This is a genomic window from Demequina aurantiaca, from assembly GCF_050598105.1.
GTDB classification, from domain to species: domain Bacteria; phylum Actinomycetota; class Actinomycetes; order Actinomycetales; family Demequinaceae; genus Demequina; species Demequina aurantiaca_A.
On record NZ_CP192436.1, the window covers coordinates 1696648 to 1723050 of the forward strand.

Here is a 26403-nt window from a genome sequence, read left to right on the forward strand (position 1 = left end):
TAGGATTTAATCCCATGAGCACTCCTGAGAACGATTACGCCGACGAGCCCAACCCCGACTTCCTGGTAGCGGCGAACCTTGCCAAGGTCTCCCTCGCGCTGGCTGTCATGGCGGTGGTACTCGGTGTGGCCGCGGTGCTCATGCCCGCGCTGTCCCTCTGGCTCGCGGTATTTACCCTGGTGGAGTCCGCGGGAACCATCTTCTTCTCCACCCGCATGCCCGCCGACTCCCTCAACTTCAACGCCGAGTCACGCGTTCGTATGGCTCGCGGCCTCGCGATGCTCGCAATCGCTCTCGCGGCCGTCGCAGTGATGCGGTCCATTCTCTGACCCGAGGCACGCCGTGTTGCCCGCGATAACGCCGCACCTTACTGTTGCCCCATGAGTAACCAACGGTCATCCGCGTCCACCTTTCGCTCACGCGCGTGGCGCGCCACAGGTCGCGCCGGTATCGCGATGGCGGTGGGGACGCTGGTCCTGACGGGGTGCGCGAGCGATGACGCCGAGTACGAACAGTTCTGCGACACCAGCCGCTCGCTTTCGGAGTTGGCCGCTCAACTAGAGACGCTGGTGCCTGATCCCGAAACGCTGACAGCCGCCCGCGACGGAGACTTTGCCGCCCTTAATAGCTGGGGAGCCGACGCGGAGGTGACGGTGACGACCGTGGGCGATGAGTTCCAGGAGGCCCTCGACGCCGCGCCGGACGAGGAAGTTGGCACAGCGCTCGAGTCCTACCTAGCCATGCTGGACGTGTTCCAGCAGATGGCTATCGCGAGCGCGACCGCGGACAACGTGGACGACTTCGCCGCCACGCTCGACGATCTCAACCAGCAGACTGCCGACCTGGCGGACAGCATCACCGAAGCAGGCAACACCCTGTCCACCACTGAACAGGTCCACTGCAAGTAACCCCGGAGGATCACCTTGCGCGTACTCTTCATCGGCGGCACAGGACTCATCTCCTCGGCCTGCTCCCCCCTGGCAATCGAGCGCGGCATGGACCTCACCCTGGTCACGCGGGGGCAGTCCCCCGTGGCCGCCACTCCTGCCGGGGCCAGGACTATCAATGTAGACATCCACGACGTGGCCGCCCTCCGAGAGGCGCTGAATGCCGACGTGGCCGCTCACGGCCGGTACGACGCCGTGGTCCAGTGGATCGCGTTCTCCCCCGAGCACGTGCGGCAGGACGTCGAGACGTTTACCGGAATCGCGGACCAGTACGTGTTCATCTCGTCGGCCTCCGCGTACCAGACCCCGCCGCAGCACTACGTCACGACGGAACAGACCCCGCTGGCGAACCCGTTCTGGCAGTACAGCCGGGACAAGGCAGCCGCAGAGCAGGTACTGCGCGAGGCGGGCGCCTCGGCCGACTTCCCCTTCACGATTGTCCGCCCCTCGCACACCTACGGCTACTCGAACATCCCGCTCGCCATTACGGGTGACAGCGCCCCGTGGACCGTGATCGACCGTATCCAGCGCGGCGAGAAGTTCATCGTGCACGGCGACGGCACCTCGCTGTGGACGCTCACCGATCACCGCGACTTCGCGGTGGGTCTGGTTGGCCTGCTAGGCAACGAGCGGGCGCTCCGGGAGGACTTCACCATTACGTCCGACGACGTGCTGACCTGGAACCAGATCCACGAGTACGTGGGCGCCGCCATCGGCGTCTCCGCGGAGAAGATCGCCGCACAGTCGGTGTTCATCCCGAGCACGCTGCTGGCACGGTACGACCCGGACGCCTTCGAGGGACCGCTGCTCGGGGACAAGGCCAACGCGGGGGTGTTCAACACCTCCAAGCTGCGCGCAGCCGTACCCGACTTCAACCCCACCCGACGTTTCAAGGACGGGGTGCGGGAGTCGATCGATTGGTTCCTCGCGGAGGAATCTCGGCGCGAAATCGACGAGGACTCGAACGCGAAATGGGACGACGTGATCGACCGCTACGAGACCGCGGTCGCCGCGGCGTTCGACGACGACGCCGGGCGGGGCTAGGCGCTCGCGTGTCAGTCACCAAACTCACGTCCGCGACCCAGGACTATCTCAAGGCGATCTGGTCCCTTGGCGAGTGGTCCGCCGACGGCGTCACCGTCACCGCGCTGGCTGAGCGCCTGGGCGTGCGCACCTCATCGGCGTCGGACGGCGTCAAGAAGCTCGTTGCGAACGGCTTCGCGGAGCACACCCCGTACGCGAACGTCGAACTCACCGACCTGGGACGCGCGCATGCCGTCTCCATGGTGCGTCGCCATCGCCTCATGGAGACCTACCTGGTTCGCGAGTTTGGCTACGGATGGGACGAGGTTCACGAGGAGGCGGAGGTGCTCGAGCATGCGGTGTCCGACCGGCTGCTCGACGCGATTGACGCGCGGCTTGGCCACCCCACTCGCGACCCGCACGGCGACCCCATTCCGTCCGCAGCCGGCGCACCCCACCTTCCGGACGCGGTGCCGCTGTCGAGCGTCGTGATTGGCGACACCGTGGTGGTCGCACGCATCTCCGACGCGGACCCGGAGCGACTGCGCATCTTCGCCGCGCAGGGCCTGGTGCTGGACTCCGAGGTGGATGTGGTGATGCACTCGGACTCGACCTGCGCGATGCAGGTGGAGGTGTCAGGGCGCCTACTCAACCTCAGCGCACAGGACGCGGACTCGGTGTGGGTCGTGCGCGCGTAGGTTCCCGAAGCCCTAGCCGGAGAACGTAATCACGACCAGCGCCACGTTGAGCGCGACGATCAACACCACGACGAGCCACGCGATTCCCTGGGTAGTGCGGGGGTTGACGAATCGCCCCATCAGCTCGCGACTGCCGGTGAGTTTGACCAGCGGGATGAGCGCGAACGGGATCCCCAGGCTCAGCACCACCTGAGACATCACGAGCGCCCACGTGGGGTTGGTGCCCACCGCCAGCAGAATGAGTGCCGGGATCAGCGTCACGACCCTGCGTGTCAGCAGCGGGATGCGCTTCTGGATCAGCCCGTCCATGATCACCGCCCCGGCGTAGGCACCCACAGACGTAGCCGCGAGCCCAGACGCCAGCAGCCCGACCGCGAAGATCACCGCGATGCCGGGACCCAAGGCCGTCTGAATAGCTGCGTGGGCACCCTCGATGGTGTCGGTGCCCGCCACCCCCCGCAGGCTCGCGGCGGCGAGCAGTAGCATCGCGATGTTGACCGTGCCCGCGATCACGAGCGATACGCCTACGTCCCAGCGGTTCGCGCGCAGCAGGCGGCGCGTGAGCGCGTGATCGCGCTCCACGGGCGCGTCTGGAACGCCCAGGGGACGGTGCCGGTCGCGGGACAGCGCGGAGTGAAGGTAAATGGCGTGCGGCATGACGGTCGCGCCGAGCATCGATGCCGCGAGCAGCACGGTCTGGGACCCCTGGAACCGTGGCACCAGCCCCGCCGCGGCCTCGCCCCAATTGACGTCGGAGACAAACAACCCCGCCAGGAACCCCACGGAGATCACGGCCAGCAGGGCAATGATCACGAACTCGAACGGCTGCTGCCCGCGGCGGCTGTGAATGACCAGCAGCGCCATCGAGACGGCGCCGGTAATGAGGCCGCCCCACCACAGCGGAATCCCAAACAGGAGGTTGAGCGCGATCGCGCCGCCGATCACCTCGGCGACGTCGGTCGCAGCCGCGATCACCTCCGCCTGCAGCCAGAAGGCGCGTCTGCCCCCGGTACGCAGACGCATCCCGAGCAGCTCCGGCAGCGATTTGCCCGTCACGAGCCCGAGCTTGGCGGACAGGTACTGGATCAGCACGGCCATGGCGTTGGAGACCACGAGCACCCACACGAGTAGGTACCCGTACTGCGCGCCGGCGGTGAGGTTGGCGGCCACGTTGCCCGGGTCGACGTAAGCGACCGCCGCCACGAAGGCGGGGCCGAGCAGTCGCCACAGCCCGCGCTCCGGCGCGCGCCTACGTGCCGCCGCATCGGCCTCGGAACTGACGACTGCGGCCCGTTCTGGCACGGGCGCGTCGTCAAAGTTCGGCATACCGAACAATTTAGCACCCTGCCCACTGCGCGGGGCGTCGGGAAGGGGGATCTGCGGCTCCGGGTTCTAATGGGAAGTACTCCACGGAAGGAAATCTCATGCGTGCCATCGCCACCCCCGGCGGGCTGCCTATCTCAGACCCCGCTGCCCTCGTTGACGTGGAGGTTGAGGCGCCGCAAGCACTTCCCCACGACCTGGTGGTGCGGGTCGAGGCCGTCTCGGTCAACCCCGTCGACTCCAAGGTGCGCCTGTCAGCGAACCCGTCGGACACGCCGCGAATCCTTGGGTACGACGCCGCGGGCACCGTCACCGCGGTGGGCCAGGAGGTCTCGGGCTTCGCCGTGGGCGACGAGGTCTACTACGCCGGCGCCATTGATCGGCCAGGTTCTAACGCGGACTATCAGGCCGTCGATCACCGCATCGCGGCACACAAGCCCACCACCCTGTCCTTCGCCGACGCTGCCGCGCTGCCGTTGACCGCGCTCACCGCGATGGAGGCGCTCGAGGACCTCTTCCACGTGGGGGCAAATAGCGAGGGCACACTGCTAGTACTGGGAGGCGCGGGTGGCGTCGGCTCCATCATGATCCAACTGGCCAAGCGGTTGACCTCGCTGCGGGTGATCGCGACCGCGTCACGACCGGAGACCGCTGCCTGGGCTCGCGAGATGGGGGCCGACGAGGTGGCAAACCACCACGATCTGGGCGCGGAGGTGTTGCGCATCGTCCCAGAGGGCGTCGACTACGTGCTCTCCACCCACTCCGAGGGTCAGATTGGCGCCTTCGCCGAGATCGTCAAGCCCCTGGGCCACATCGCGGCCATCGACGACGGCAACCTGAACCTCTCGCCGCTCAAGCCCAAGCGCATCTCCTGGCACTGGGAGTTCATGTTCTCCCGGTCGCTGTTCCAGACCCCGGACATCGCCGTTCAGGGACGCATGCTGGCGGACCTTGCAACGATGGTCGACGCGGGCGAGATCCGCACGACTGCCACGCAGTACATCGAGGACTTCACCGCCGCGGGAATCCGCGAGGCACACCGCCGCATCGAGTCGCACGGAACCCAGGGCAAGATCGTCGTGACCAGGTAGCCACTCACGTGGCGCACGGCCGCGCGCAACTGAGCGCCGCCCGGTCGCGTGTAACCTGGCGGTGTGACCACGAATCGCCCAACGCCGGGCTCCCAGACGTCGTTGCGCGACGCGAACCGCGCGCGAATCGTCGACGCGGTCAAAATGCACGGCGGCCTCACCCAGGTGGAGCTGGTGGGCGCGACGGGACTGTCCCCCGCCACCGTGTCGAACATCGTCAAGGAACTTGCAGCGCAGGGAATCCTCAACACCACGCAGTCCACCCGCAGCGGTCGACGCGCTCAGTTCGTCACCCTCGCCCACGCATTGGGCCTGGTAGGTGGGGTACACATCTCAGGGCGGCACCTCCGAGTGGTGGTAGCCGACGTGGCGCAAAAGGTGGTGGCGGAGAACCACCTGCCGCTCGCGAAGGACCACCGCGCCGATGCGGAACTGGGCCGCCTGACGCGCATGTTCGCGGACATGTTCGAGTCGCTGGATACCGATCTGAGCGAGATGCTCGCGGTCGGCGTCGCGATCGAGGCCCCCATCGACTCCCGCACCGGACTCATCTCGCGCACGGGACTCATGCGCGGCTGGGACGGCGTCGACGTAGCGGAGTCACTGGGGACGGCGCTGAACTGCCGCGTATTTGTCGACAACAATTGCAATCTGGGCGCGCTGGCCGAGTACCGGCGTGGGGCCGCGCGACGACGCGGGGACATGATCTACATCAACTCGTCCGCCGGAATCGGCGCGGGGATCATCCTGGGGGGCAACGTATGGCGCGGCCACCATGGCGTCGCGGGCGAGCTCGGCCACGTCACCGTGGACGAGAACGGTCCAGTCTGCCGCTGCGGAAAGCGCGGTTGCCTCGAGATGTACGTGGGGGCGGCGGCGATTATCGAGCCCCTGCGCTCCGAGCGTCGCGGCCTCAAGCTTCAGGACGTCGTGAGCCGTGCAGTGGCGGGCGAGGACAGGTTTGTGCGCGCGATAGCGGATGCCGGCCACCGCATCGGCGTCGCCACGGCGGACCTATGCAACATCCTGGACCCGGAGCGCGTGGTCGTGGGCGGAGATCTCGCCAACGCGGGCGAGCTCCTGCTCGGCCCGCTGCGCCACACCCTCGAGCGGTCCGTACTCGTCGAACCTGAGGACGCACCCGAGGTCGTGCAGGGCCAACTTGGCAGCCACGCCGAGGTAATCGGCGCGGTCAGTTTCGCGATCGACCAACTCAACGTACTTACCGATGGCGGAGTGGGCGACATTAAACCGAGTGTCGACTCGGCACATCCCCGGGTCGTCGCTCTATGAGGGCGGCACGTGTCAAGCCGCCCGCCACCACTGAGAATCGACGCAAGCGCGGTCCGGGCGCCGCATGGCGCCGCGCGGGTGCACGCCTAGCGTCGGTTGGGCTCCTCGGAGCCGCCCTTGCGGGCTGCACTCCGGACGGGGCCGACACTGGCTCGGGCGACGCCGGCCGGGTCGCGCTGTTGCTACCCGAGTCAAAGACCTCACGCTACGAGACGTTCGATCGCCCCTATTTCGAGGACCATCTGAGTGAGCTTTGCCCCGACTGTGAACTGATCTACTCAAACGCGGACGGCGACGCCTCGAAGCAGCAGCAGCAGGCCGAATCCGCGCTCACGCAGGACATCGACGTGCTGGTGCTGGACGCCGTCGACTCCTCGGCCGCGCTATCGATAGTCGCGGCGGCCAACTCGCGTGGAGTGCCCGTGATCGCGTACGACCGCAGCGTCGAGGGTGCCGACGTCGCATACTTCGTGTCCTTCGACGGCGTGGCCGTTGGCGAGTTGCAGGGGGCCGCGTTGGTCGACGCGATGACCGCTGCCGGCAATGCCGACGGCAACATCATCATGATCAACGGCTCCCCCACCGATCCCAATTCGCAGACGTTTAAGGACGGCGCGCTGCAGGCCTTCGCGGAATCGAACCTAACTGTCATCGCCGAATACTCATCGCCCGATTGGAGCCCCGACAAGGCGCAGGAGTGGGCCGCCGGCCAAGTGGTTCAACACGGCGACCAGATCGACGGCGTCTACGCGGCCAATGACGGCACCGCAGGGGGCGCGATAGCCGCGTTCAAGGCCGCCGGGATGCAGTCGGTTCCGCCGGTGACCGGCCAGGACGCCGAACTCGCCGCCATCCAACGAATAGTCGCCGGCAGCCAATACATGACGGTCTACAAAGCCATCCCCGCGCAAGCGCGCAACGCCGCCGATGCCGCGTTTGCGTTGCTGAGCGGCGCGCTCGTTGACGCGGACGGCGACGTCGCGGGTGTGCCGACGACGCTACTGATGCCAGTCGCTGTCACCAGGGACAACATCATGGACACGGTGGTGGCGGACGGCTTCTACACCGTCGAGCAAATCTGCACGCCCCAATATGCGTCGGCGTGTGCCGACGCCGGAATTGAATAGGGAACCGCTAGTGCCCATCGAAGACCTCCACGTGGTGGAAGAGGTGCCCATCGTTTCCCTCCGAGGCGTCACCAAATCGTTCGGCGCCGTCAAGGCTCTACAGTCCGTGGACTTCGATGTCTACGCAGGTGAGGTGGTCGCCGTCGTCGGCGACAACGGCGCCGGCAAGACTACCCTCGTCAAGATCCTCGCCGGCGACCATGCCGCGACGTCCGGCGACTTCTTTTTCAACGGCGAACCCGTTCGCGTCGACTCCCCTGCCGACGCCCGCGAATTGGGTATCGCCACGGTCTTCCAGGATCTGGCGCTGTGCGACAACCTCGACGTAGTCGCGAACCTGTTCCTGGGACGCGAGGTAGGCAACCTGGACCTCGACGAGGTGGAGATGGAGCAACGCGCGTGGGCACTGCTGCGGCAACTGTCCGCGAAGCTGCCCACGGTCCGCACACCTGTTGCCGCACTCTCGGGCGGGCAGCGCCAGACTGTCGCTATCGCACGCTCCCTCATCGGCGAGCCCTCCGTGGTAGTCCTAGACGAGCCCACGGCGGCGCTCGGGGTGGCACAAACGGCCGAGGTGTTGAATCTGATCGAGAGGCTGCGCGAAAGCGGGTTGGGCGTGGTGCTGATCAGCCACAACATGGCGGACGTGCAAGCGGTGGCCGACCGCGTCGTGGTGCTGCGCCTGGGCAAGAACAACGGGGAGTTTCGTGTGCCCGACGTCAGTTACGAGGAGATCATCGCTGCCATCACCGGCGCTACTGACAACGCGGTGAGTCGGCGCGCCCAGGCCGTCGCCAGGGAGGAACCACAGGGATGACCAGCACAATGCGCGGGACGGGCACCTCCGAAACGACCATCACGCCGGGCCGCATCGGCGATTCCTTGCGCGCCTTCAACCAACGCTTGCGCGGCGGAGACCTGGGCTCGGCTCCCATCGTCGCCGGCCTCATCCTCATCTGGGCGATCTTCCAGATCCTCAATCCCACGTTCCTGTCCGCGCCAAACCTGGTGAACCTCGCGCTGCAATGCGCCGCCGTCGGCACCATCACCCTGGGCGTAGTGCTGGTGCTCCTACTCGGCCAGATCGACCTGTCGGTGGGGTCTATCAGCGGTCTGGCCTCGGCGATCCTGGCGGTCACCTTCGTCGAATGGGGCTGGCCGGTCATCGCGTCGATCCTGCTCGGCCTCGCGGCGGGAGCCGTGATCGGCGCGGTCTACGCGTTCCTCTACACGCGCTTTGGCGTACCAAGCTTCATCATCACGCTCGCGGGACTTCTCGGGGTGCTGGGCATCCAGCTCTGGGTGCTGGGAGACGCCGGCTCGATCAACATCCCCTTCGACTCGTGGATCGTGCGATTCGCGCAGCAGATGTTCCTGCCCGACGTCGTCTCGTATCTCGCGGCGGTGGCCGCCGCAGGACTGTACTTCTGGTCGACAGTGTGCGCGCAACGCCGTCGCGCGGCGGCGGGACTCGGCTCGATGCACATCACCGAAAGCGCCATCCGCGCCGCCTCACTGCTAGCCCTGCTGGGATTCGGTTCGTGGTACCTGAACAAGGACCGCGGCATCGGCCTCATGTTTGTCCTCTTCGTCATGCTCGTGGTGGGGATGAACTACATGCTCACGCGCACCAAGTGGGGTCGCTCAGTGTTTGCCGTCGGCGGCAATGTCGAGGCAGCGCGGCGCGCCGGCATCCGCGTCAATCGCGTCTACGTTTCCGTCTTCGTGGCGGGGACCACGTTCGCGGCGCTCGGAGGCATACTGGCCGCGGCGCGCCTCGCGGCCGCCAACCAGAACTCCGGCGGCGGCGACACTAACTTGACCGCGATAGCGGCGGCCGTGATCGGCGGCACCAGTCTGTTCGGCGGTCGTGGCTCCGCGTGGTCCGCGCTGCTCGGCATCGTGGTGATCATGTCGATCTCCAGCGGCCTGACCCTGCTCAGCCTGGATTCCTCGGTGCGCTACATGGTCACGGGCGCGGTGCTGCTCCTGGCCGTGATCGTCGACGCGATCTCGCGTCGCTCCAGGGCCTCGCGTGGAATCGCCTAAGGGCGACCCCACGCGAGGATCCTGCGGCAGTTAGCCCCGCAGGGACTTCTCAATGCCGTCGAGCAGGCCCTGCCACGCGTCGGCGAAGCTCTTGACGCCCTGGTCCTCGAGCAGCTGCGTCACTTCCGCCATGTCGACGCCCGCGTCAGCGAGCCCGGCCATGACGGCGTGAGAGGTTTCGTAAGTTCCTCGGATGGTGTCGGAGAACGATTCCTGCCCCTGCGCCGCGACGGCGTCGATGGTGGCCTGCGGCATAGTGTTCACGACGTTCTCCGTCACGAGCTCGTCCACGTACATGGTGGACGGGTAAGCCGGGTTCTTGACGCCAGTCGAAGCCCAAAGCAGACGCTGCGGGTGGGCGCCCTCGTCCTCGAGCGCCTTCCAACGGTCGGAGGCCAGCACGCTCTCGTAGTGCTCGAAGGCCAGACGTGCGCTGGTGATTCCCGCGGTGCCGCGTAGCTCCGCGGAGGCTCCCGCGTCGCCAAGACGGTTGTCCACCTCGGTGTCAATGCGGCTGATGAAGAACGATGCGACGGACTCGATGCGCGACAGATCCAATCCGTTTGCCTTTGCATCCTCGAGGCCCAGGAGGAACGCCTCGAGCACCTCCTTGTAACGCTCGGGGGCGAAGATCAGCGTCACATTCACGGAGATGCCCTGTCCGAGCACGGCGCGGATGGCGGGCAGGCCCTCCTGCGTCGCGGGAATCTTGATCAGGACGTTGGGTCGGTCGACCAGCCAGTGCAGCTGACGCGCCTCCGCGATGGTCTTGGCCGTGTCGCGCGCAAAGAAGGGGCTCACCTCGATTGATACCCGACCGTCGACGCCCTGCGAGCGCTCGTACGTCTCGCTCAGCACGTCGCACGCCCCGCGCACGTCCGCGGTGGTCATCATGCGGACGGCCTCTCCCACGGTCACGTCGCGCTCGCGCAGGTCGGCGAGCTGCTCGTCGTAGTCCGTGGTGTCCGGGTCGCCAATGGACTTGGCGAAGATGCTCGGGTTGGACGTCACCCCCACGATGTGGCGCTCTGCGACGTCGGCGGCGAGCGAGCCGGTGTTCAGGCGAGCGCGTGACAGGTCGTCGAGCCAAATAGAGACCCCCGCTTGCGACAGGCTCTTCAGTGCTGATTCGTGATGGGACACTTTTCCTCCATGGGTTAAGAATTAATCGGTGCGTGCAGGTGAACAGTTCGGCTTGCCGCGGGCACACGCGGACTACGTGCCCCGCGACCACTCATTCGTTTTCGACGACCTCTTTGGCGTCTCCCTTGCGGGCTTGCTCCTTGTTGACCGTCAGCGCGGCGCTCTCCTCCGCCTCGGCATCGGTCTTACCCATCTGCCGCTCGGATTCCTTCACCTGGTCGTATTGACGTTCGCTCTTGTCAGACCAATCGGCTTTATCAGGCATTTCTCTTACCTTCCGTCATCGTATTGCTTCTGCCGCACGGGCACACCCACAGGTCTAGCACGGGAGCAGAATCGATGGCGTAATTCCTCGCTTGGCGAACTAAGCGTTAACCCCATTGATACCTGCCCGCGCGTGCGCGAGTGACTAAGGTATGACGTGAAAGCACCGTCAATTAAAAGGAGTGCCATGGCTGGCGCAGCCCCCCACCAATCTTCCGACGCATTTGTGTTCTTTGGCGCGACCGGCGACCTTGCGCGCAAGATGATCTTTCCCTCGCTCTACGCGATGGTGAAGCGCGGCAACCTCGACGTCCCCGTCATCGGCGTAGCCCACTCGGACTGGGGTCTCGATGACCTCCGCAAGCGCGCACACGATGCCGTGGCGGGGTCCAAGGACGGTATCGATGACGAGGCCGCGCTGGAGAAGCTCCTCGGCCTCCTGCACTACGTCGACGGCGACTACAACGACCCCGCGACGTTCGAGCAGTTGCGCACGGTGCTCGGCGAGGCCAAGAACCCGACTCACTACCTGGCGATCCCGCCTTCCCTGTTCGGCACCGTCATCGGCGGCCTCAAGGCACACGGCCTCAACGAGGGCGCGCGCGTGGTGGTGGAGAAGCCGTTTGGCCGCGACCTTGCCTCGGCGCTTGCCCTCGACGCGGTCATCTCCGACGCGTTCCCCGAGGACTCCGTCTTCCGCATCGATCACTTCCTTGGCAAGGAGGAGATCATGAACCTGCTGTACTTCCGGTTCGCCAACACGATGTTCGAGCCAGTATGGAACCGCGACCACATCGCCAGCGTGCAGATCACCGTTGCCGAAGACTTCGGCGTGCAGGGTCGCGGCCCCTTCTACGAGTCGGCCGGTGCCCTACGCGACGTCATCGAGAACCACCTGTTCCAGATTGTCGCGCTGCTCGCGATGGACGCCCCTCCGTACCAGGGTTACGGAGCGGTGCAGTCGGCCAAGGTCGACGTCTTCAAGGCGATGCGCAAGCTCACCCGCGACGACATTGTGCGCGGTCAGTTCGAGGGCTACCGGGACGAGCCAGGAGTCGCGGCCGACTCGGACGTGGAAACCTACGCGGCGCTACGGCTATGGATCGATTCCTGGCGATGGGCGGGCGTGCCGTTCTACCTGCGCACGGGCAAGGGCCTTGCGCGGACCGCCGGCGAGGTGCTCGTCGAGCTCAAGCACCCGCCGCAGTCGCTATTCGACGACGCCCTCGACCCCTCGGAGCGAGGCAACTACATACGCTTCCGCCTGTCCCCCGTGGCGGAGATCGCGATCTCGGCGCGCGTCAAGACCCCTGGCGAGGAGTTCGTCGGCGAGCCCGAGGAGCTGGTGTTGCACACGGAGAGCAAGGACGAGCACTCGCCGTACGAGCGCCTCCTGACCGACGCGATGAATGGCGACGGGGCACTCTTCACCCGCGAAGAGTCCATCGAAGCAGCGTGGGAGGTCGTGGACGACATCCTCACCGACCGCCCCGCCGTTATCCCCTACGCGATGGGAACCTGGGGTCCTGAGGCTGAGGCCAACGCGCTCATCGCCGAGCACACCACCTGGCACAACCCTGTAACCGTGCACGGGCACGAGTAGGCCTGCGCTCCGCGCGAAACAGTTCCCCCACTTCACCACGTACTGGAAAGGCAACACAATGACGACTGAGACTCCGATGCAACTTGGAATGGTCGGGCTGGGGCGCATGGGCGCCGGCCTGTCGCGCCGCCTGATGCGCGACGGCCACCACATGGTGGTGAACGACGTGAGCGCGGACGCAATCGCGGAGCTGGTCTCCGAGGGAGCCGTCGGCGCCCCCGCGCTGACCGACTTCATCGAGAAGCTCGAGGCTCCCCGCACGGTGTGGATCATGGTTCCGGCCGGCCACATCACGCAGGCGGTCACGCAGGCGCTCGCGGACGTCCTGGAGCCCGGCGACACCGTCATCGACGGAGGTAATAGCTACTACCGCGACGACCTCGCTCACGCCGCGCTGCTGCGCGAAAAGGGAATCCACCACGTTGACGTCGGCACGTCGGGCGGCGTGTGGGGCCTCGAGCGCGGATTCTGCCTGATGATCGGCGGCGAGAACGAGATCGTGTCGCGCCTCGACCCGATCTTCAAGACCATCGCTCCCGGCGTCGGCGACGCCGCGCGCACTCCTGGTGGTCCCGAAGTCCCGAGCGCAGCGGAGCAGGGTTACCTGCACTGTGGCCCCAACGGCGCCGGACACTTCGTCAAGATGGTGCACAACGGCATCGAGTACGGCGTGATGGCCGCCTACGCGGAGGGCCTGCACATCCTCCGCAAGGCAAATGCCGGTCTGGCAGAGGCCTCGGCCGATGCGGAGACCGCTCCGATGTCCAACCCCGAGTTCTACCAGTACGACATCGACACGGCGCAGGTCGCCGAGGTCTGGCGCCGCGGCAGCGTGATCTCCTCGTGGCTGCTCGACCTCGCCGCTGAGGCACTCACCTCGTCGCCCGACCTGGCCGAATACGGCGGACGCGTGTCCGACTCCGGCGAGGGACGCTGGACCTCCATCGCAGCCATCGAGGAGGGTGTTCCCACCCCGGTGCTCACCACGGCGCTGTATTCGCGCTTTGAATCACAGCTCCAGGTGGACTTCGCCGACAAGATCCTCAGCGCCATGCGCAAGGGATTCGGCGGCCACGACGAGAAGAACGCGGCCAACGGCTAGTTCTTCACGCTTACTATCGAACGCGCTCGCCGATCTGATCGGCGAGTGCGTTCGTGTTTCGGGCGCCCAGGTAGACCCCGCGCCCGTCGCGCAGCGTGAGAACCGCGGCGTCCTCACCTGCCATCGTGTACGCGCGCGCCGTCTCGGCCCACCCGCCAGCCCCATCCCCCGAACTCACGCATCGGCCGGTATGTGCGTTTCTCCACGGCGGCGACGTCCTCCAGCGCGATCTCCCGGTGGAAGAACCACCTACGAAACCACTACTCCGGTCCCCCCATCGAGTGGATCTCTCGCAATTCGATGCGCCCCTCATGCGCCATGTTGTTATGAACTGCCAGATCTACCGCTTCATCCCACCCAGCGCATTCGATGATGGCGACGCCTAGAATCTTCTCTACCGAGTCAGTGAAGGTACCTGGCGCGATAACAGTCTCGCCCCCGCGTACGCGCACAGTGCGCGCGGCGTCCGGCTCTTGGAAGCGAATACCTTCGACGTAGGCCCCGCGCGCGATCGCGTACGGATGCCAGTCTTCGAATGCCGGGGCGTTGGCAGCGTCGGTCGCTGTGTGATCAGGGTCCGAAATGATAAACATGGCGAAGCGCATACGTCGATGCTACGAGCGCGAGGCGCTTGGCGCTCGCCGAGCGCACCCTCGCCTAACCGCGCTGGCGCGCCGTGATCACGCCGGCGTATGGGCCAGCAAACGGGCCCGGCTCGTCCATGGTGTCCACCCACAGGTCCGAGATGTCGCCGTCCAGGTAGAGGGCATTCTCCACGCCGAGCTCGTCACTAAATAGAGTCGCGAAATCGAAGAAGTTGGTCAGGCTCCACGACATCGCCAGGTAGACGGTTTCGCCATCCGGGCTCACCCCGACGCCCGAGCGAAACGCGAGGTTGGCGGATCCCTCGTTGAATTCCGGGTGGACCTCACTGTCGAGCAGCAAGGCTGGTCCCGACTGCGTCGCGAATTCCACGCCGGCCGGGTCGTAGTCGACCGAGTTCACCACCCCTGCCGAGCCGTCATCGAACAGCGCGAAAACCGCATTGGGCATCAGGTGAAAGTTCCCGCCACCCTCGTTGAGGTTAAGCGGCACCATCTCGGTGCCATCGCTCACCAGGAGCCCGCCCGGCACCAACTGTTCGGTGAAGATTCCCGCGTTAGTCGCGACTGCGATGGAGGGATCAGCGGAGACCAGGTCGCGAAGCATCGTCCCGTTGTCCTCCGGGAACCAGTCGACGCGCACGTCCCAGTCCGCGAGCGGCAGCGTCGCCACCAGGTAACGGTTCCCGGCGTGCTCGATTACCTGCGCATCGACCGCGGAAGACGTCTGACTCGGTTCCGCCGCGGAGCTGGGCAGCGAGGTCGCGGACGCCGTGGAACTCGGCTCCGTGGCGCCCGCTGAGTCCTGGGTGGCTTGCGGCGAGCCGCCGTCCGCCCCGCATCCGGACGCGAGCAGCACGGCGCAGCCGGCGGTCGCCCCCATCACGAATCGCAATGCGTTGCTAAATTCCATGGCACTAGTGTGCCGGATGCGGCGCGACGGGAACGGACGGCCCCATCAGAACAGCGTCGGCGCCTCGGCTGCCCCCGACGCGACGAGGTCGCGTTCGGCAAGGTTGCGCGCAGCGGCGACGCCACGCGCGGCTGGACGGCTGGGCGGCAGCTCACCGTTCGCGTCGCGGTACTCCGCCCTCTTGGGCGCCGCGACGGAGGCACCGCCGGTATTCGCGTCGGTCACTGCTCGGTCGAGTCCGTGCTTGGCGATGAGGGGCTTGATGCGCGCCGCAAGCCAACGCCGGTATTCCTTGGGCGCGTACGCGTCGTCGCCGTAGAGCTCCCGATACCGCGGCAGCACCTCCGGCCGCTCGCGCGCGAGCCACTGCGCGTACCACTCCTTGACCCCGGGCCGCAGGTGAAGGCCGCTGTACGTCACGGAACTGGCGCCCGCAGCCTTGATCCTGGACAGTGCCTCGTCGAGGTGCTCCTCGCTGTCCGTGAGGAACGGAAGCACCGGCATCATGAACACCGACACGTTGATGCCTGCGTCGCGGGCCGCGGTCACGGTGGCTAGACGGGCGGCAGTGGACGGAGTGCCCGGCTCGACGGTCCGCTGCAGGTCGTCGTCGAAAATCGCGATGGACATGGCAATGTCCACGGGGACCTGCGCGTTGGCCTGCGCGATCAGTGGCAGGTCTCGCCGCAGCAGGGTGCCCTTGGTCAGGATGCTGAAGGGGGTACCCGAGTCCGCGAGCGCGGAGATGATCCCGGGCATCAGCTGATACTTGCCCTCAGCCCGCTGATAAGGATCGGTGTTGGTGCCGAGAGCGACCGGCTCGCCTTGCCACGACTTGCGCCCCAACTCGCGCCGCAGCACCTCCGCCACGTTGACCTTGACAATCACCTGGCTATCAAAGTCCTGGCCGGCGTCGAGCTCGAGGTACTTGTGGCTAGTTCTGGCGAAACAATAAACACATGCGTGACTACAACCGCGATATGGGTTGATGGTCCAGGTGAACGGCACGGCGCTGCCGGCTCCCACCTTGTTCAGCGCGGACTTGGCGAGCACCTCGTGAAAGGTCACCCCGTCAAAGCCCGGCGTCTGAACCGACCGCACGAGGTTGGACATCTTGGCTAGCCCGGGCAGCGCATCGGCCGCCTCTACCGCTATATCTTGTCCGCTCCACCGCATGACACCACTCGAACACATGTTCGATGCGCAGTCAAGCCTAGCGACGCGTGTCGTGGTCGCGCCTAGCTCCCAAGTCCCGCAGAAAAGACGGGCACCTGGCCCTGATCCACCTTTTGGTAGTACGACACGACAATCGCGTCACGCATATCGGGCCCGTCGAACTGCCATGTCGCCCCCGTGTCCGTCAACTCGGAGCGCACAAAGTAGTCGCCGCAACCACCGATCGTGAGTGCCGGTGTGTCGGTAGTGAAATGTCCCGTGTCCGTGTCATGCAGGGTGAGCACTCCGTCGACGAACGCCGACCTCGGCGCATCCGCAGCCGCCTCCCAGCACGACATTGTGGGCCGTTCGGGGTTCGATGCTTCATAGACATTGCTCCGTGCGGAGGCCGACGATTCGAGATGCAGGGTGACCTGCGGCGTCACGCTCCGGGGGTCCCACGGCACATCGACGGGAATCCGCGCCTGTGTCACTGATCGGAGACTGGCAGTAGCCACGTAGTAGTCGTAAGCAGGGTCAATCTCCTCGGTCATCCGCGACGTGGTGGTGCACACCGAGTACGAGCCTGACGGCTCCCACGCCAGTAGCATCCACGGATTGGACTGCACTGGCCCCTCCCAGGGCACATCCGACAGACAAGACTTGTCGACCACCTGGTAGGCGTCCCCCATGTCAATCTCGAGCGGCACCGGCGGACCCGGGTCGGCCATCGGGTTCGTAGGCTGCATGGCGCTACGGCCCAAAACCCACGCGAGCACCACCGCCAGGAGAACCGCGCCCCCCACACTCAGCAACGTACTGCGCTTGGTCCTTGGGCTCATCCTTCTACCTCTCCGTAGCCGGTCCAGTACTGCAACACGTAAGTGACAGACGAGCCCGCTTCAGGGGCGCCCGCTGGCGAGTCGGGGTCCGCGGCTAGATCGAGGCTAAGCGAGGCCGCCGTGCCGTTGACGTCGAGGTCCTGCCCGCAACTCTGGATGGTCCCGTCAGAAACGCCCACACATGCCATCTCGCTGGCGACGTTTGCCGCACCGTCAGACTGCCCCACCAAGCGGTCAACCTCGACGGCGAGGACCTCCTCGACGCTGCCGTCTGCCACCTCAACGTAGAAGCACCGCCCCAGTGAATCCGCGACATAGATCGTGGAGCAGTCCACCTCGTGGGCATCGGGATCAGATGGGAGCCAGGAGTTCCGGAGCGCGCGCGCCGCAGCGCCGCCGTCATCAGTAGCAGAACACCCGGCGACAAGCGCCAAGGCGACGGCGGCCGTCACCGCCGTAGTGCAGGCTCCACGAAGACTCATGATGAAAATCTAGTGGACACGACACTGTCCCGCTGGACTTTGGAGCGACTATTTTGCGGTGGGCCCGAAGGCCATCTCGACGTACCGCGACCGCAGCCGCGGCGGGGGTCGATGGCCAAGGTGAACGGCAACGTCCTGCCCGATCCCACGCGTCACATCACATCGAACACTTGCTTGTCGCGATGTCACGCGGGACGCTCCCGCAAAGTTTTTCAAAGTTTTTTGGGAAAGGTGTCAACCTTTCGCGGCGCTGGCGCATCCCCCTAGTGAAGTAGCTCCACACCACGTACGGGCAATGACGCTACGTTTGAAAAGGAGAAAGACCATGTCCCAACCTACTTACACAGAATCCAGCAAGACTCGCACCGCCGCGATTGGCGCGAGCTCCGCGACACTCGGCGCCCTCCTGGCCCTGGTGGTCACGTGGGGCTTCGGCGGCTCGGCCGTCGCCGACACCGCCCCGATGGCCTCCACCGGCTCCTCGTCCGAGACACCCGGGCCGCTGGACGCGACGACCGTGGCCGTCGGACCTGACAGCATCGCCGCAGCATCGACCGCTCCGCTCCCGGTCTGCCTCCCGGCCGACGAGCAGTCCTCAGGCACCGCCTCGGACGGCGGGGTGAGCGGAGACGATGCGGATAGATCTTCGGGGACGAAGTCCGGCACGGGGACCGATTCGGGCAACGGCGACAAGAGCTCCGACTCCGGCGACAAGGCCACCAGCACTACTTCCTCCGGGGGCGGCACCCCCAGCGGTACGCAGCAGGTCTCCACGTTCTCCTCCAACCCCTCCGACGGCGACGATGGCGGCAGCGGCGGCAGCGGCGGCAGCGGCAGCGGCACCGGTCATGGCGGCTCCGGCACTCTGGTGGACGCGGACGTCTCGGTCAGCGCGGGCGGCTCCGGCTCCTCCGGGGGTAGCGGACAGCTGATCGACGCGGACGTCTCCGTGGACACCGGCGTGCTGGGCAAGGTGACCAGCAAGCAGAACCTTTTCAAGGTCGACGCAGTCGCTGACATTGGCAGCCTCCTGGGAGCAGACGCCAACGTCCTCGTGGGCAACGACGACGACAAGCCTGCACTCATCGATCTGGACGCAAAAGCACTGTTTGGCTCAAATAGCTAACCAACCTGGATAGGTTAGGGCACATGAAAGCTCTCGAGGAGGCGACTCCAAGGTGACAGTATCGGCGGCCACGCGGGAACGCGTGGCCGCCTTCCTGGATTCCGACTACGCACGGGTAGTCGGGACGGTGGCGCTCGCCACCGGAGACCGGGAGCGCGCCGAGGACGCCGTCCAAGACGCCATTGTGAAGACCCTCTCCGGCGATACCGAACCGGAGAACCTGTCCGGCTGGATCACCGTGGTCGCCATCAACTACGTCAAACAGGCGTGGCGAAGGACCGACGCGCAGGGCCGCGCGTACGTCCGCTCGGCGACCTGGGAAGACGAATCTGACACCGAGTCAGACCAGATTCTGGACACGATCACCATTCGTGAAGCTCTGGAAAACCTTCCGGAACGGCAACGAATCGTCGTCACCCTGCATTACCTGGACGGACTCACCGTGGCGCAGATCGCGCAGACGCTCGACATAACGAGCGGCACGGTCAAGACCCAATTGAGCCGCGGACGCGGTTCACTCGCGAAGTTCTTAAAGACGGAGGCGGCGTGATGGACCGCATGGATGAAGAACTCCGCGAGATGATCGCGGCAGCCTCAGTCTCCCCCTCGATCACCCGGCGGGAGGAGCTCCTCGACAGCCTGGTCAGCCGCATAGATGCAGGCGGGGCAGACGTCGCAGACGCTCCGACCCCGGCCAAGTTGCTCGAGGTGGTCGCAGCCGAGCCCAAGTCGACCACGCTTCCCAAGCCGCTGGTCCGCGCCGCCGGAATAGGCATCGGCGGCTGGATCGCGATAGCGGTCGGGTCCGCGGTGGCCGCCACCGTAGGCGCTCAGCTGCTGGACGGCGCGGACTCGCTCCCCGTTCCGTCGCCCGCCGTCACCTCCACCGTGCCCGACCTGGTCCGTGCGGCGGACGTGCCTCCGGTGCAGGCGTTGTCGCCGGAGGAATTCGCGGCCGCCCTGGCATCGGATGCCGGCTCCACGGAAGACACCGACTCCATTTCAGGCGCGGACGAGAGCGACGAGTCTGCCGAGTCCGGCGCGGGTGCCGCGGTGGACGCCGGCACCCCCACCGTCATCGCGCAGGGCGAGGATAGCCCTGGCATCACCGTTGGCGGCGACACCCCCGCCACTGCGCCCAACGGCTCGACACCTCCGGCCAGCAACTCGGGCTCGCTCGGCGGCGTCACGGGCGAGGTCACCGACACCGTTGAGGACCTCCTCCCGGAGGGACCGATCAAGGACACTCTGGTGCCGGTTCTCGATACCGTCGCGCCGGTCGTCGACTCGCTCAACGTCGAGGGCGTGCTCGCAGGCTTGACCGGGATCCTGGGCACTCTGCTGTGCGACACCCCCGGCGTCTCCGTCACCGCTCACGACAACGTCGGCATCACCTCGGTCTCGCTGAGGCTGACCACCGCCACCGGCTTCAGCAAGTCGATCCCGCTCAGCAAGACGGGCTCGAACAGTTGGTCCGGCGCGATTGCCCCCCTCTCCCTGACCAACCTGCCGGTGGTAAACAAGGTGGCCAAGCTGACTGTCGAGGTCAGCGATGCCGAGGGGAACACCACGACGGCGTCGACCAACGTCACCGCGACGATCGGCCGATGCCTGTAGTAGGCGGCTTTAGCGGCTCACTTGTGTCGCCGCACCCGGCTGGTCATCAGAGGCCGGTGCCGCGGAGTCAGGATGAGATCCCAGTCGTCGCGTGCCCGTCCAAGCCGCAATAAATACGCCCAGCACAATCAGCACGTCGCCCACGCTGAAGGTGTTGGCGAGCGGCATCGATGCCGGCAAAGCGAAGACGTCTCCGAGCCACAGCATGACCGGGTCGTCAAGCACGGCGGAGTTGGCAAAGGCAAGGTCGTTGTCGAGGCCCGCCGTCTCCACTGCCGATGCGCTGGCAGGCAGCGTTCCCCCGTTAAGCGCAATCACAACTCCGTTGAGGACCGACCCGGCTGCAACCACCCAGACTCCGGCGACCGTCCTGTTTAGCCAGAGGAATCCAATCGCAGCCACGTACGTCAGGACATGAAGGACCGCGGCCAGGCCAGTGGGCATAGACACTTCCAGAACCACCACCTGGAACGCGAGTATCGCCCAGATTAGGAGCGGCCAGCGCCACCTGTGCAGGAGCAAGCCTGCGGGCCAGCGGCCTGCCACCAGGGGCGACGCCACCGCGATGATGCAAAGCGCGACAACAAGCACCGTCAATCACTCACCTTCACGTTGGAGCCTTCAGCTTTGCGCTCGTTGTTGAGGCGCATCTCGATCGCCTGCGCGCCAACAGGACGACCCAGGTGATATCCCTGGCCCACTACTTCGCCAAGCTTGTGAAGTTCCTGCGCCGTGGCTTCGTCTTCGATTCCCTCGGCTACTACACGTAGGCCAAGGGCAAGCGCCAATTCGATGGTCGAGCGCACGATGATGAGGTCCTGGTTGTCGTCGCTGATGTTACTCACGAAGGAGCGGTCCACCTTGAGCTCGTCAATCTCGAGCTTCTTGAGGTAGCTCAGCGACGCATTTCCGGTGCCGTAGTCGTCGATCGCAATGGCCACGCCGCGCTGACGTAGGGCGCGAATTACCAGGTCGGCGCGCACCGGGTCGGAGAAAATCCCCGTCTCGGTGACCTCGAGGACCAGCGAGTTCAGGGGCACGCCGTATCGCGCTGCAATCTCCTCGACGCGGTCGGGAAGCGCCAAGTCAGACAGATGGCGCGCGGACAGGTTGACGGCCATGCGCACGTCGTGACCGTCGGTGCGCCAGTGCGAAAGCTGGCGCAGTGCCCGGTCGAGGACAAAGACAGTAAGCGGGTAGATCAGACCCGAGTTCTCCGCGAGCGGGATGAATTCGTCGGGAGGAACGTTGCCGCGCACGGGGTGGTTCCACCGCACCAACGCCTCCACACCCACGGTGCGTCGATCACCGAGGTTGACCTGAGGTTGGTACACCACATCGAGCTCGCCGGAGTCGAGCGCACTGCGCAGGTCCGCCAACAACTGCAGCCGCTCAATGGTGTTGACGTCGAAGTCGGGAGCGTAGGTGCTGATCCGGTCCCGCTCTAACTTCGCGTGGTAAAGCGCGATGTCGGAGTTCTTCATGAGGCTCTCAACATCCGTACCGTGCATTGGCGCGACCGCCAGTCCGGCGCTCACTCGCACTAACAGCTCGAGGTCGTCGAGTTTCACCGGCGCATCCAGCGACCCGATGAGGTCCCGTGCCGTCTGCTGGCATTCTTCGAGGCTGCCGTTCATCACCACGGCAAACTCGTCGCCACCAAGGCGGTGCACGGTGGCGCTTTCGGGCGCTGAAGATACGAGCCTGTCGGCGATCTCGCGCAGAATACGGTCCCCTACGGGGTGGCCGAGCGTGTCGTTGAAGTCCTTGAAGTGGTCGAGGTCCAGGAAGACGAGCCCTGGCCCCCCTGACCGCGTTCGTTGAGCCATTTCGAGGGCCCGGTTAAGGTCAAAATCGGCCTGTCCGCGATTGCCTAGGCCCGTCAGTGCGTCGTGCGTCGCCGCGTGCGCGTGTTTGGCCGCCGAGGACGCGAAGAGGTGGGCCGCCACGACTGGGGCAGCGAGCAACGCGAGCGCGCCCACACCGTCGCCCGCAACGATGGCTGCGATGCCTCCGACGCACAGCAGGATCAGATTTGTTACGACAAAGTCCCGCGAGTCGCTACGCAGCACGGTCCAGAGTGTCTGGCCGCTCGCCAAGGACACCACGCCTGCGACAAGGACCCAGTTCACCGCGACCATGACCATGCCTGCGGCCAACAGCGGCAGGATGTCTCCGGCGTGAACGCCCGAGGGAAGCGCGAACAGCGGGGTTCCGGCCAACCAGGAGTACACCAGGCCGCCGGCGAACACACTGACGGCGTACTGAGCTGTGTTGAAAAGCGACTTCTTCAGTTCGCGCCTGCTCAACAGGTCGTCAGCAATGCTGGCGATCGCCTGGACCACGACGGCAAACCCGACTCCCGCGACAACGATCAGCGCAAGGACAAACGGCGCGGACGTCGACAGCGTGCGCTCTTCAGGACGCGTGTTCACCGTGAGAGGTTTCACCTCGCCAGTGATGGCCGCGACTGCGAGGAACAGAACTGGCCAAAACAGCAGGCTGTCAAAGGCCTCCTGCCAAGGGGTAGCGATGATGACGAAAACGATGGCAGAAAAACCGACAGCGCAAACCGTGACCAAATAGACAGCAAGCAGTAGGGGCGGCGTCAGGAACTTCTTCCTGACGCCGCCCCCGTTGGAAGGAGAGACTAGCTCCACTTCCACCCGGCGCCAACAATTGCGGCGACGGCGACGAGCGTTCCCGCGCTAGCGGTCACTCGAACTACCTTGTTGTTCTGGAAGATGCTCCACTTGTTCATAGTGCGTTCCTTTGTGTCGAGGAACGGAAGCAACGGCCGTATGCTCCCCTGGCGCGCTGAGATCGTCAGGAAACTTAAAAACGCACATACCCGGATATTGCCCCCGGTACTGCAAGCCATCGGACGATGACTCAAGTTCATACTGCCGCATTTCGGACCATTCAGCCACCTAATGTGCCTTTATGCACTCGTGTCGCTCGAAGCATCCGGGCAGGTTGGGCCCACTTGGGCGCCTAAAGAACTCCACGGCTAAGAACTATTGCCACCGTGGACGCTCCCCCGCGGCGGCCGGGGCGCCCCAGGTGATCGCGTCAACGCTGCCTCGACCGTGCTGTGCCGTGGCGCTACGAAGCGGGGCGAAACCGCAATTCCACGCGACCATCGGCCGTGTGTGAGACAGCGACGCCATCTACATCCTGCGCGAAGTCGAGGTCGGCGATTACTGCTCCTTGGCGGATTTCAGCGGCCGATGCGATACCGCCGAAGCTCGTAACACTCGCCCCTGGCTCGATTCCGCCAATGCGGACGGCAACCGAGGTGGTCTGAGCCCCGGGCAGGGTCGAAGTGAAGGCTCCCTGATGCTTGGGGTTGATCGCGGGGAGCCAATTCTCACGCCCTCCGGCGCGGACACTCGCGCGGTCGGGCCCCTTGGGCACGCCCCACACGAACTGCGCGGCGTCGTCCTGGACGGCGAACTCGACCCAGGCATCGGCTACCGGCAGTGCTCGTGAACGCTTGGAGTTGGGGTCCTCGATATAGGTGTCGTTCACGGTCCAGCCGTGCAGCTCCACCCACGTGCGCCACCGCTCGTACTCGAGTGGGTAGACGCCCCACAGGGGGCCCAGCACCATCCCGTCGCCCGCCGCCGAGACCACCAGGCGAGGGACCGCCGTTCGGGTGTCCGATGCGACGGCAAGAGTCTCCCCCACGGCGAAGCTATGCACGTTGCGGCGAGAAGCCAGGGTGCCGTGCCAGCCACGCAGGGCATCGGGCGTGACCTCGAAGTACGCCTCCTGGCTCCACCACTCCAGGTAGGCCTTAGTGCGGTAGTAGCCACCTACTAACAGGGTGAGCAACGCGGTAATGAGGGCGAGCGTGCCAACAAAGCCAAACGGCTGCCACGTGCCGGCGATGGGCCACGAGATCAGCGCCGCACCCACGACGAGTGCCGCGTACCAGCGCAGATGAGCGGGCTCGATCAGCACAAAGGGACCCTCGCGTCCCGCGTTAAGGACGAACGTGGTGCCGTCAGCAGGCGGTGAGGTCATGAAGCAAGGCTACCGAGGTCTACACCAGGCAAGGAGACCCAGCCGGGAAGCAGGACCTACGCCGCGTGCGAGACAATCGAGTCATGACCACAACTCCCCCACTCGACGGCAAGACGGCGGGCCGCACAGATCCCGTCGAAGACTCCACCCGCAGCGAGCGAGAAAAGATGCTGGCCGGCGAGTGGTTCAAGTACCGCGCCGGGCCCGAGCTCGCGGACGCCCAGCGTGTCACCAAGGGCACCTGCCAGGCCATCAACGAGCTCTATGCCGCCGATCCCGCCAAGGCGACGCAGATGCTCACCGAACTGCTCGACGAGTGCGGGCCCGGCCTGGACTTCCGTCCACCGTTCTCCATCGAGTATCAGGAACGCGTGCGCTTGGGCAGCAACGTCTTCATCAATACCGACTTCATGGTCATTGGTGGTGGCATGGTGACCATCGGCGATGGCGTACTGATTGGTCCCGACGCGCGCCTCTACACCCCCAACCACTCCGTGGACCTTGACCTGCGGCGCGCCGGATGGGAGATCGGCTTGCCCATCACCATCGAGGACGACGTCTGGCTGGGCGGGTCCGTCGTGATCTGCCCCGGCGTCACCATTGGGCGCGGATCGATTGTGGGAGCTGGCTCCGTGCTGACCAAGGACGTTCCTGCCGGAGTGGTCGTCGGTGGCAACCCCGCGAAGGTGCTGCGGGAGCTCTAGGGCGACCGCTTTTCGCTAGAGCTCACGACTGCAACGCCGAGTCAGACGTTGACGCTAGTCTGGGATACGAGCGGGGCAGCTGAGGGCGCCACCCCAGGTAGGGAGCGGGAATGACCTTTCAGCCATCACGCGCCCGATCCCCCAGACTTCCCCCTGCCGGGTGGATGCCCGACCCAAGTGAGACCGACCTCGAACGATACTGGGATGGCTCACGCTGGTCCGCGCGAACACGCAATCGGTACACACGCCTTGAGACTGGCGTAGTACCCGCAGCCCACACCCCGTACCAATCGTCTTACGCCTCGCAGTACTCCTACGTTTCGCACAGTGCTCCGCGCCGCAGGGGGCGCGGAATCTTTGTCACGCTCGCCATTGTGGCCGTGATCGCGGGCGCGTACGTGTACGCGGATCGAGCGGGGGTGGCTCCCTCGGTGAGTGAGGTCGCGTCCGCCTTGGCAGAGGCGGCGAAGCCGGACGACGCCCAGGTCGATTTCCCGGTATTTGGGTCGACGGAACTGGTTAACCACCTCGAACGCGCAATGATCGCGCAGCAATCATCTATCGATGTCACCTATTGGGCCCGCACTGGCGGCGTCGACTCCGTGGCGGATGCGATGAGTGAGGCGATGATTCAGAACCCTTACGTGTATGCCGGCTCGTATTCTTACCGGGATGACACTGGAACCGTCGTGGTGGAACCCACTTATCCCTATGACCGCGAAGAGGGCGACCGCAGGCGTGTCGCCACTAGGTCCGCGGTAACCGTTGGCGTTGAGCGCTCCGGCGCGCTCGACACCACCGACCAGGCGACTCAAGTAGCGCGCATTCACGACTACATCGTGTCCGCTGGTACGTACGACTACGCGGCATTCGACGAGATCAACGCGGGCCAGTACACCGACCGAGTGCAGCAATCGCAGGAGGCGTATGGGCTCCTCGTGGAAGGAACTGCCGTCTGCAATGGCTACGCGCAGTCCTTCAACGCGATGGCTCAAGAGGTGGGCCTGCGGTCGGTGGAGGTCACCGGCTCGGACAGCTCTGGCGCCACGGGTGGAAGCCACGCCTGGAACAAGGTGTTGATTGGTGGAGAGTGGCTGCTGGTGGACACCACCTGGGACGACTCCGGGGACCAGTTACGGTCTGACTACCTGTTGCTCGGAGCCGATGCTCCGATCCTCGCGACTCGAACGCAGGACTCGGAATGGGTCGTGGACGCAAATATCTATAGCTTCGTGAGCTAGGTGCACTGCAGGACCCCGTTGCTCAGGAC

At 65.6% G+C, this 26403-nt stretch carries 28 protein-coding genes; 16 read left to right on the forward strand and 12 right to left on the reverse strand.

Translation table 11 applies throughout. The features are described 5' to 3' along the window. Positions 1-14 precede the first annotated feature (14 nt). From ACQU6B_RS07625 to ACQU6B_RS07640, 4 genes are read left to right on the forward strand one after another with little or no spacing between them, the layout of a single operon-like run. Positions 15-329, forward strand: a complete 315-nt coding sequence (locus ACQU6B_RS07625; RefSeq protein WP_430866948.1) for a hypothetical protein — start codon at positions 15-17, stop codon at positions 327-329. A gap of 51 nt (positions 330-380) precedes the next feature. Further along, positions 381-908, forward strand: a complete 528-nt coding sequence (locus ACQU6B_RS07630) for a hypothetical protein (RefSeq protein ID WP_430866949.1) — start codon at positions 381-383, stop codon at positions 906-908. Between the two features lie 15 nt (positions 909-923). Further along, entirely contained in the window at positions 924-1991 is a 1068-nt protein-coding gene (locus ACQU6B_RS07635) for an NAD-dependent epimerase/dehydratase family protein (protein ID WP_430866950.1), read from the forward strand. Between the two features lie 8 nt (positions 1992-1999). Continuing rightward, positions 2000-2668, forward strand: a complete 669-nt coding sequence (locus ACQU6B_RS07640) for a metal-dependent transcriptional regulator (RefSeq protein ID WP_430866951.1) — start codon at positions 2000-2002, stop codon at positions 2666-2668. A gap of 12 nt (positions 2669-2680) precedes the next feature. On the opposite strand, the gene ACQU6B_RS07645 is transcribed toward ACQU6B_RS07640, so the two are convergent. Beyond that, entirely contained in the window at positions 2681-3994 is a 1314-nt protein-coding gene (locus tag ACQU6B_RS07645) for an Nramp family divalent metal transporter (protein WP_430866952.1), read from the reverse strand. Positions 3995-4092: 98 nt separating this feature from the next. Here ACQU6B_RS07645 and ACQU6B_RS07650 point away from each other — a divergent pair, with 98 nt between their 5' ends. From ACQU6B_RS07650 to ACQU6B_RS07670, 5 genes are all read left to right on the forward strand, one after another. After that, positions 4093-5082: a zinc-binding alcohol dehydrogenase family protein gene (locus ACQU6B_RS07650; RefSeq protein WP_430866953.1), complete on the forward strand. Its 990-nt coding sequence runs from the start codon at positions 4093-4095 to the stop codon at positions 5080-5082. Between the two features lie 63 nt (positions 5083-5145). Further along, positions 5146-6375, forward strand: coding sequence for an ROK family transcriptional regulator (locus ACQU6B_RS07655; protein ID WP_430866954.1), 1230 nt, complete (start codon positions 5146-5148; stop codon positions 6373-6375). Then, a complete protein-coding gene (locus ACQU6B_RS07660) occupies positions 6372-7502 on the forward strand; it encodes a substrate-binding domain-containing protein (protein ID WP_430866955.1) in 1131 nt (376 codons plus the stop codon). The genes ACQU6B_RS07655 and ACQU6B_RS07660 overlap by 4 nt, the downstream gene beginning before the upstream one ends. Positions 7503-7512: 10 nt before the next feature. Further along, a complete protein-coding gene (locus ACQU6B_RS07665) occupies positions 7513-8319 on the forward strand; it encodes an ATP-binding cassette domain-containing protein (RefSeq protein ID WP_430866956.1) in 807 nt (268 codons plus the stop codon). After that, complete coding sequence (locus ACQU6B_RS07670) at positions 8316-9551, forward strand: sugar ABC transporter permease (protein WP_430866957.1); 1236 nt, start codon at positions 8316-8318, stop codon at positions 9549-9551. The genes ACQU6B_RS07665 and ACQU6B_RS07670 overlap by 4 nt, the downstream gene beginning before the upstream one ends. A 30-nt stretch (positions 9552-9581) precedes the next feature. Here ACQU6B_RS07670 and tal read toward each other — a convergent pair whose 3' ends face one another. Both tal and ACQU6B_RS07680 read right to left on the reverse strand, forming a co-directional pair. Next, positions 9582-10694 (reverse strand): transaldolase, encoded by a 1113-nt coding sequence (tal, locus tag ACQU6B_RS07675; RefSeq protein WP_430866958.1) that lies wholly within the window; start codon positions 10692-10694, stop codon positions 9582-9584. Between the two features lie 91 nt (positions 10695-10785). Next, positions 10786-10959, reverse strand: coding sequence for a hypothetical protein (locus ACQU6B_RS07680; RefSeq protein WP_430866959.1), 174 nt, complete (start codon positions 10957-10959; stop codon positions 10786-10788). 186 nt (positions 10960-11145) lie between these two features. Between ACQU6B_RS07680 and zwf the strand changes: the two genes are divergently transcribed. After that, positions 11146-12561, forward strand: a complete 1416-nt coding sequence (gene zwf, locus ACQU6B_RS07685; protein ID WP_430866960.1) for a glucose-6-phosphate dehydrogenase — start codon at positions 11146-11148, stop codon at positions 12559-12561. 58 nt (positions 12562-12619) lie between these two features. Continuing rightward, complete coding sequence (gnd, locus tag ACQU6B_RS07690) at positions 12620-13663, forward strand: phosphogluconate dehydrogenase (NAD(+)-dependent, decarboxylating) (protein WP_430866961.1); 1044 nt, start codon at positions 12620-12622, stop codon at positions 13661-13663. A gap of 13 nt (positions 13664-13676) precedes the next feature. On the opposite strand, the gene ACQU6B_RS07695 is transcribed toward gnd, so the two are convergent. The 6 genes from ACQU6B_RS07695 to ACQU6B_RS07720 form a co-directional block, all read right to left on the reverse strand. Beyond that, positions 13677-13841 (reverse strand): hypothetical protein, encoded by a 165-nt coding sequence (locus ACQU6B_RS07695; RefSeq protein WP_430866962.1) that lies wholly within the window; start codon positions 13839-13841, stop codon positions 13677-13679. A gap of 82 nt (positions 13842-13923) precedes the next feature. Continuing rightward, the gene (locus ACQU6B_RS07700; protein ID WP_430866963.1) at positions 13924-14268 is read right to left on the reverse strand and encodes a YciI family protein; all 345 of its coding nucleotides are present in this window, start codon (positions 14266-14268) and stop codon (positions 13924-13926) included. 52 nt (positions 14269-14320) lie between these two features. Further along, on the reverse strand, positions 14321-15178 hold the full coding sequence (locus tag ACQU6B_RS07705; RefSeq protein WP_430866964.1) for a phosphodiester glycosidase family protein: 858 nt from the start codon (positions 15176-15178) through the stop codon (positions 14321-14323). 45 nt (positions 15179-15223) lie between these two features. Further along, positions 15224-16354, reverse strand: a complete 1131-nt coding sequence (locus tag ACQU6B_RS07710) for an Rv2578c family radical SAM protein (RefSeq protein WP_430866965.1) — start codon at positions 16352-16354, stop codon at positions 15224-15226. A gap of 62 nt (positions 16355-16416) precedes the next feature. After that, positions 16417-17175, reverse strand: coding sequence for a hypothetical protein (locus ACQU6B_RS07715; RefSeq protein ID WP_430866966.1), 759 nt, complete (start codon positions 17173-17175; stop codon positions 16417-16419). Next, positions 17172-17657, reverse strand: a complete 486-nt coding sequence (locus tag ACQU6B_RS07720) for a hypothetical protein (RefSeq protein WP_430866967.1) — start codon at positions 17655-17657, stop codon at positions 17172-17174. The genes ACQU6B_RS07715 and ACQU6B_RS07720 overlap by 4 nt, the downstream gene beginning before the upstream one ends. A gap of 325 nt (positions 17658-17982) precedes the next feature. On the opposite strand from ACQU6B_RS07720, the gene ACQU6B_RS07725 reads away from it, so the two are divergent. From ACQU6B_RS07725 to ACQU6B_RS07735, 3 genes are read left to right on the forward strand one after another with little or no spacing between them, the layout of a single operon-like run. After that, complete coding sequence (locus ACQU6B_RS07725) at positions 17983-18783, forward strand: hypothetical protein (protein WP_430866968.1); 801 nt, start codon at positions 17983-17985, stop codon at positions 18781-18783. Between the two features lie 52 nt (positions 18784-18835). Next, positions 18836-19333, forward strand: a complete 498-nt coding sequence (locus ACQU6B_RS07730) for an RNA polymerase sigma factor (protein ID WP_430866969.1) — start codon at positions 18836-18838, stop codon at positions 19331-19333. Further along, a complete protein-coding gene (locus tag ACQU6B_RS07735) occupies positions 19333-20400 on the forward strand; it encodes a hypothetical protein (protein WP_430866970.1) in 1068 nt (355 codons plus the stop codon). The genes ACQU6B_RS07730 and ACQU6B_RS07735 overlap by 1 nt, the downstream gene beginning before the upstream one ends. 9 nt (positions 20401-20409) lie before the next feature. Here ACQU6B_RS07735 and ACQU6B_RS07740 read toward each other — a convergent pair whose 3' ends face one another. The 3 genes from ACQU6B_RS07740 to ACQU6B_RS07750 all read right to left on the reverse strand — a co-directional run bounded on the left by ACQU6B_RS07740 (position 20410) and on the right by ACQU6B_RS07750 (position 24429). After that, positions 20410-20991 carry a DUF5317 domain-containing protein gene (locus ACQU6B_RS07740; protein WP_430869226.1) on the reverse strand — a complete coding sequence of 194 codons (582 nt, stop codon included), beginning with the start codon at positions 20989-20991 and terminating at the stop codon, positions 20410-20412. A gap of 2 nt (positions 20992-20993) precedes the next feature. Continuing rightward, positions 20994-22835 carry a putative bifunctional diguanylate cyclase/phosphodiesterase gene (locus ACQU6B_RS07745; protein WP_430866971.1) on the reverse strand — a complete coding sequence of 614 codons (1842 nt, stop codon included), beginning with the start codon at positions 22833-22835 and terminating at the stop codon, positions 20994-20996. Positions 22836-23505: 670 nt separating this feature from the next. After that, positions 23506-24429 carry a hypothetical protein gene (locus ACQU6B_RS07750; protein ID WP_430866972.1) on the reverse strand — a complete coding sequence of 308 codons (924 nt, stop codon included), beginning with the start codon at positions 24427-24429 and terminating at the stop codon, positions 23506-23508. Positions 24430-24512: 83 nt separating this feature from the next. Between ACQU6B_RS07750 and ACQU6B_RS07755 the strand changes: the two genes are divergently transcribed. Together ACQU6B_RS07755 and ACQU6B_RS07760 are read left to right on the forward strand one after the other, a co-directional pair. Beyond that, on the forward strand, positions 24513-25133 hold the full coding sequence (locus ACQU6B_RS07755) for a sugar O-acetyltransferase (RefSeq protein ID WP_430866973.1): 621 nt from the start codon (positions 24513-24515) through the stop codon (positions 25131-25133). A 110-nt stretch (positions 25134-25243) separates the two neighbouring features. Next, complete coding sequence (locus ACQU6B_RS07760) at positions 25244-26374, forward strand: transglutaminase domain-containing protein (RefSeq protein WP_430866974.1); 1131 nt, start codon at positions 25244-25246, stop codon at positions 26372-26374. Positions 26375-26403 lie beyond the last annotated feature (29 nt).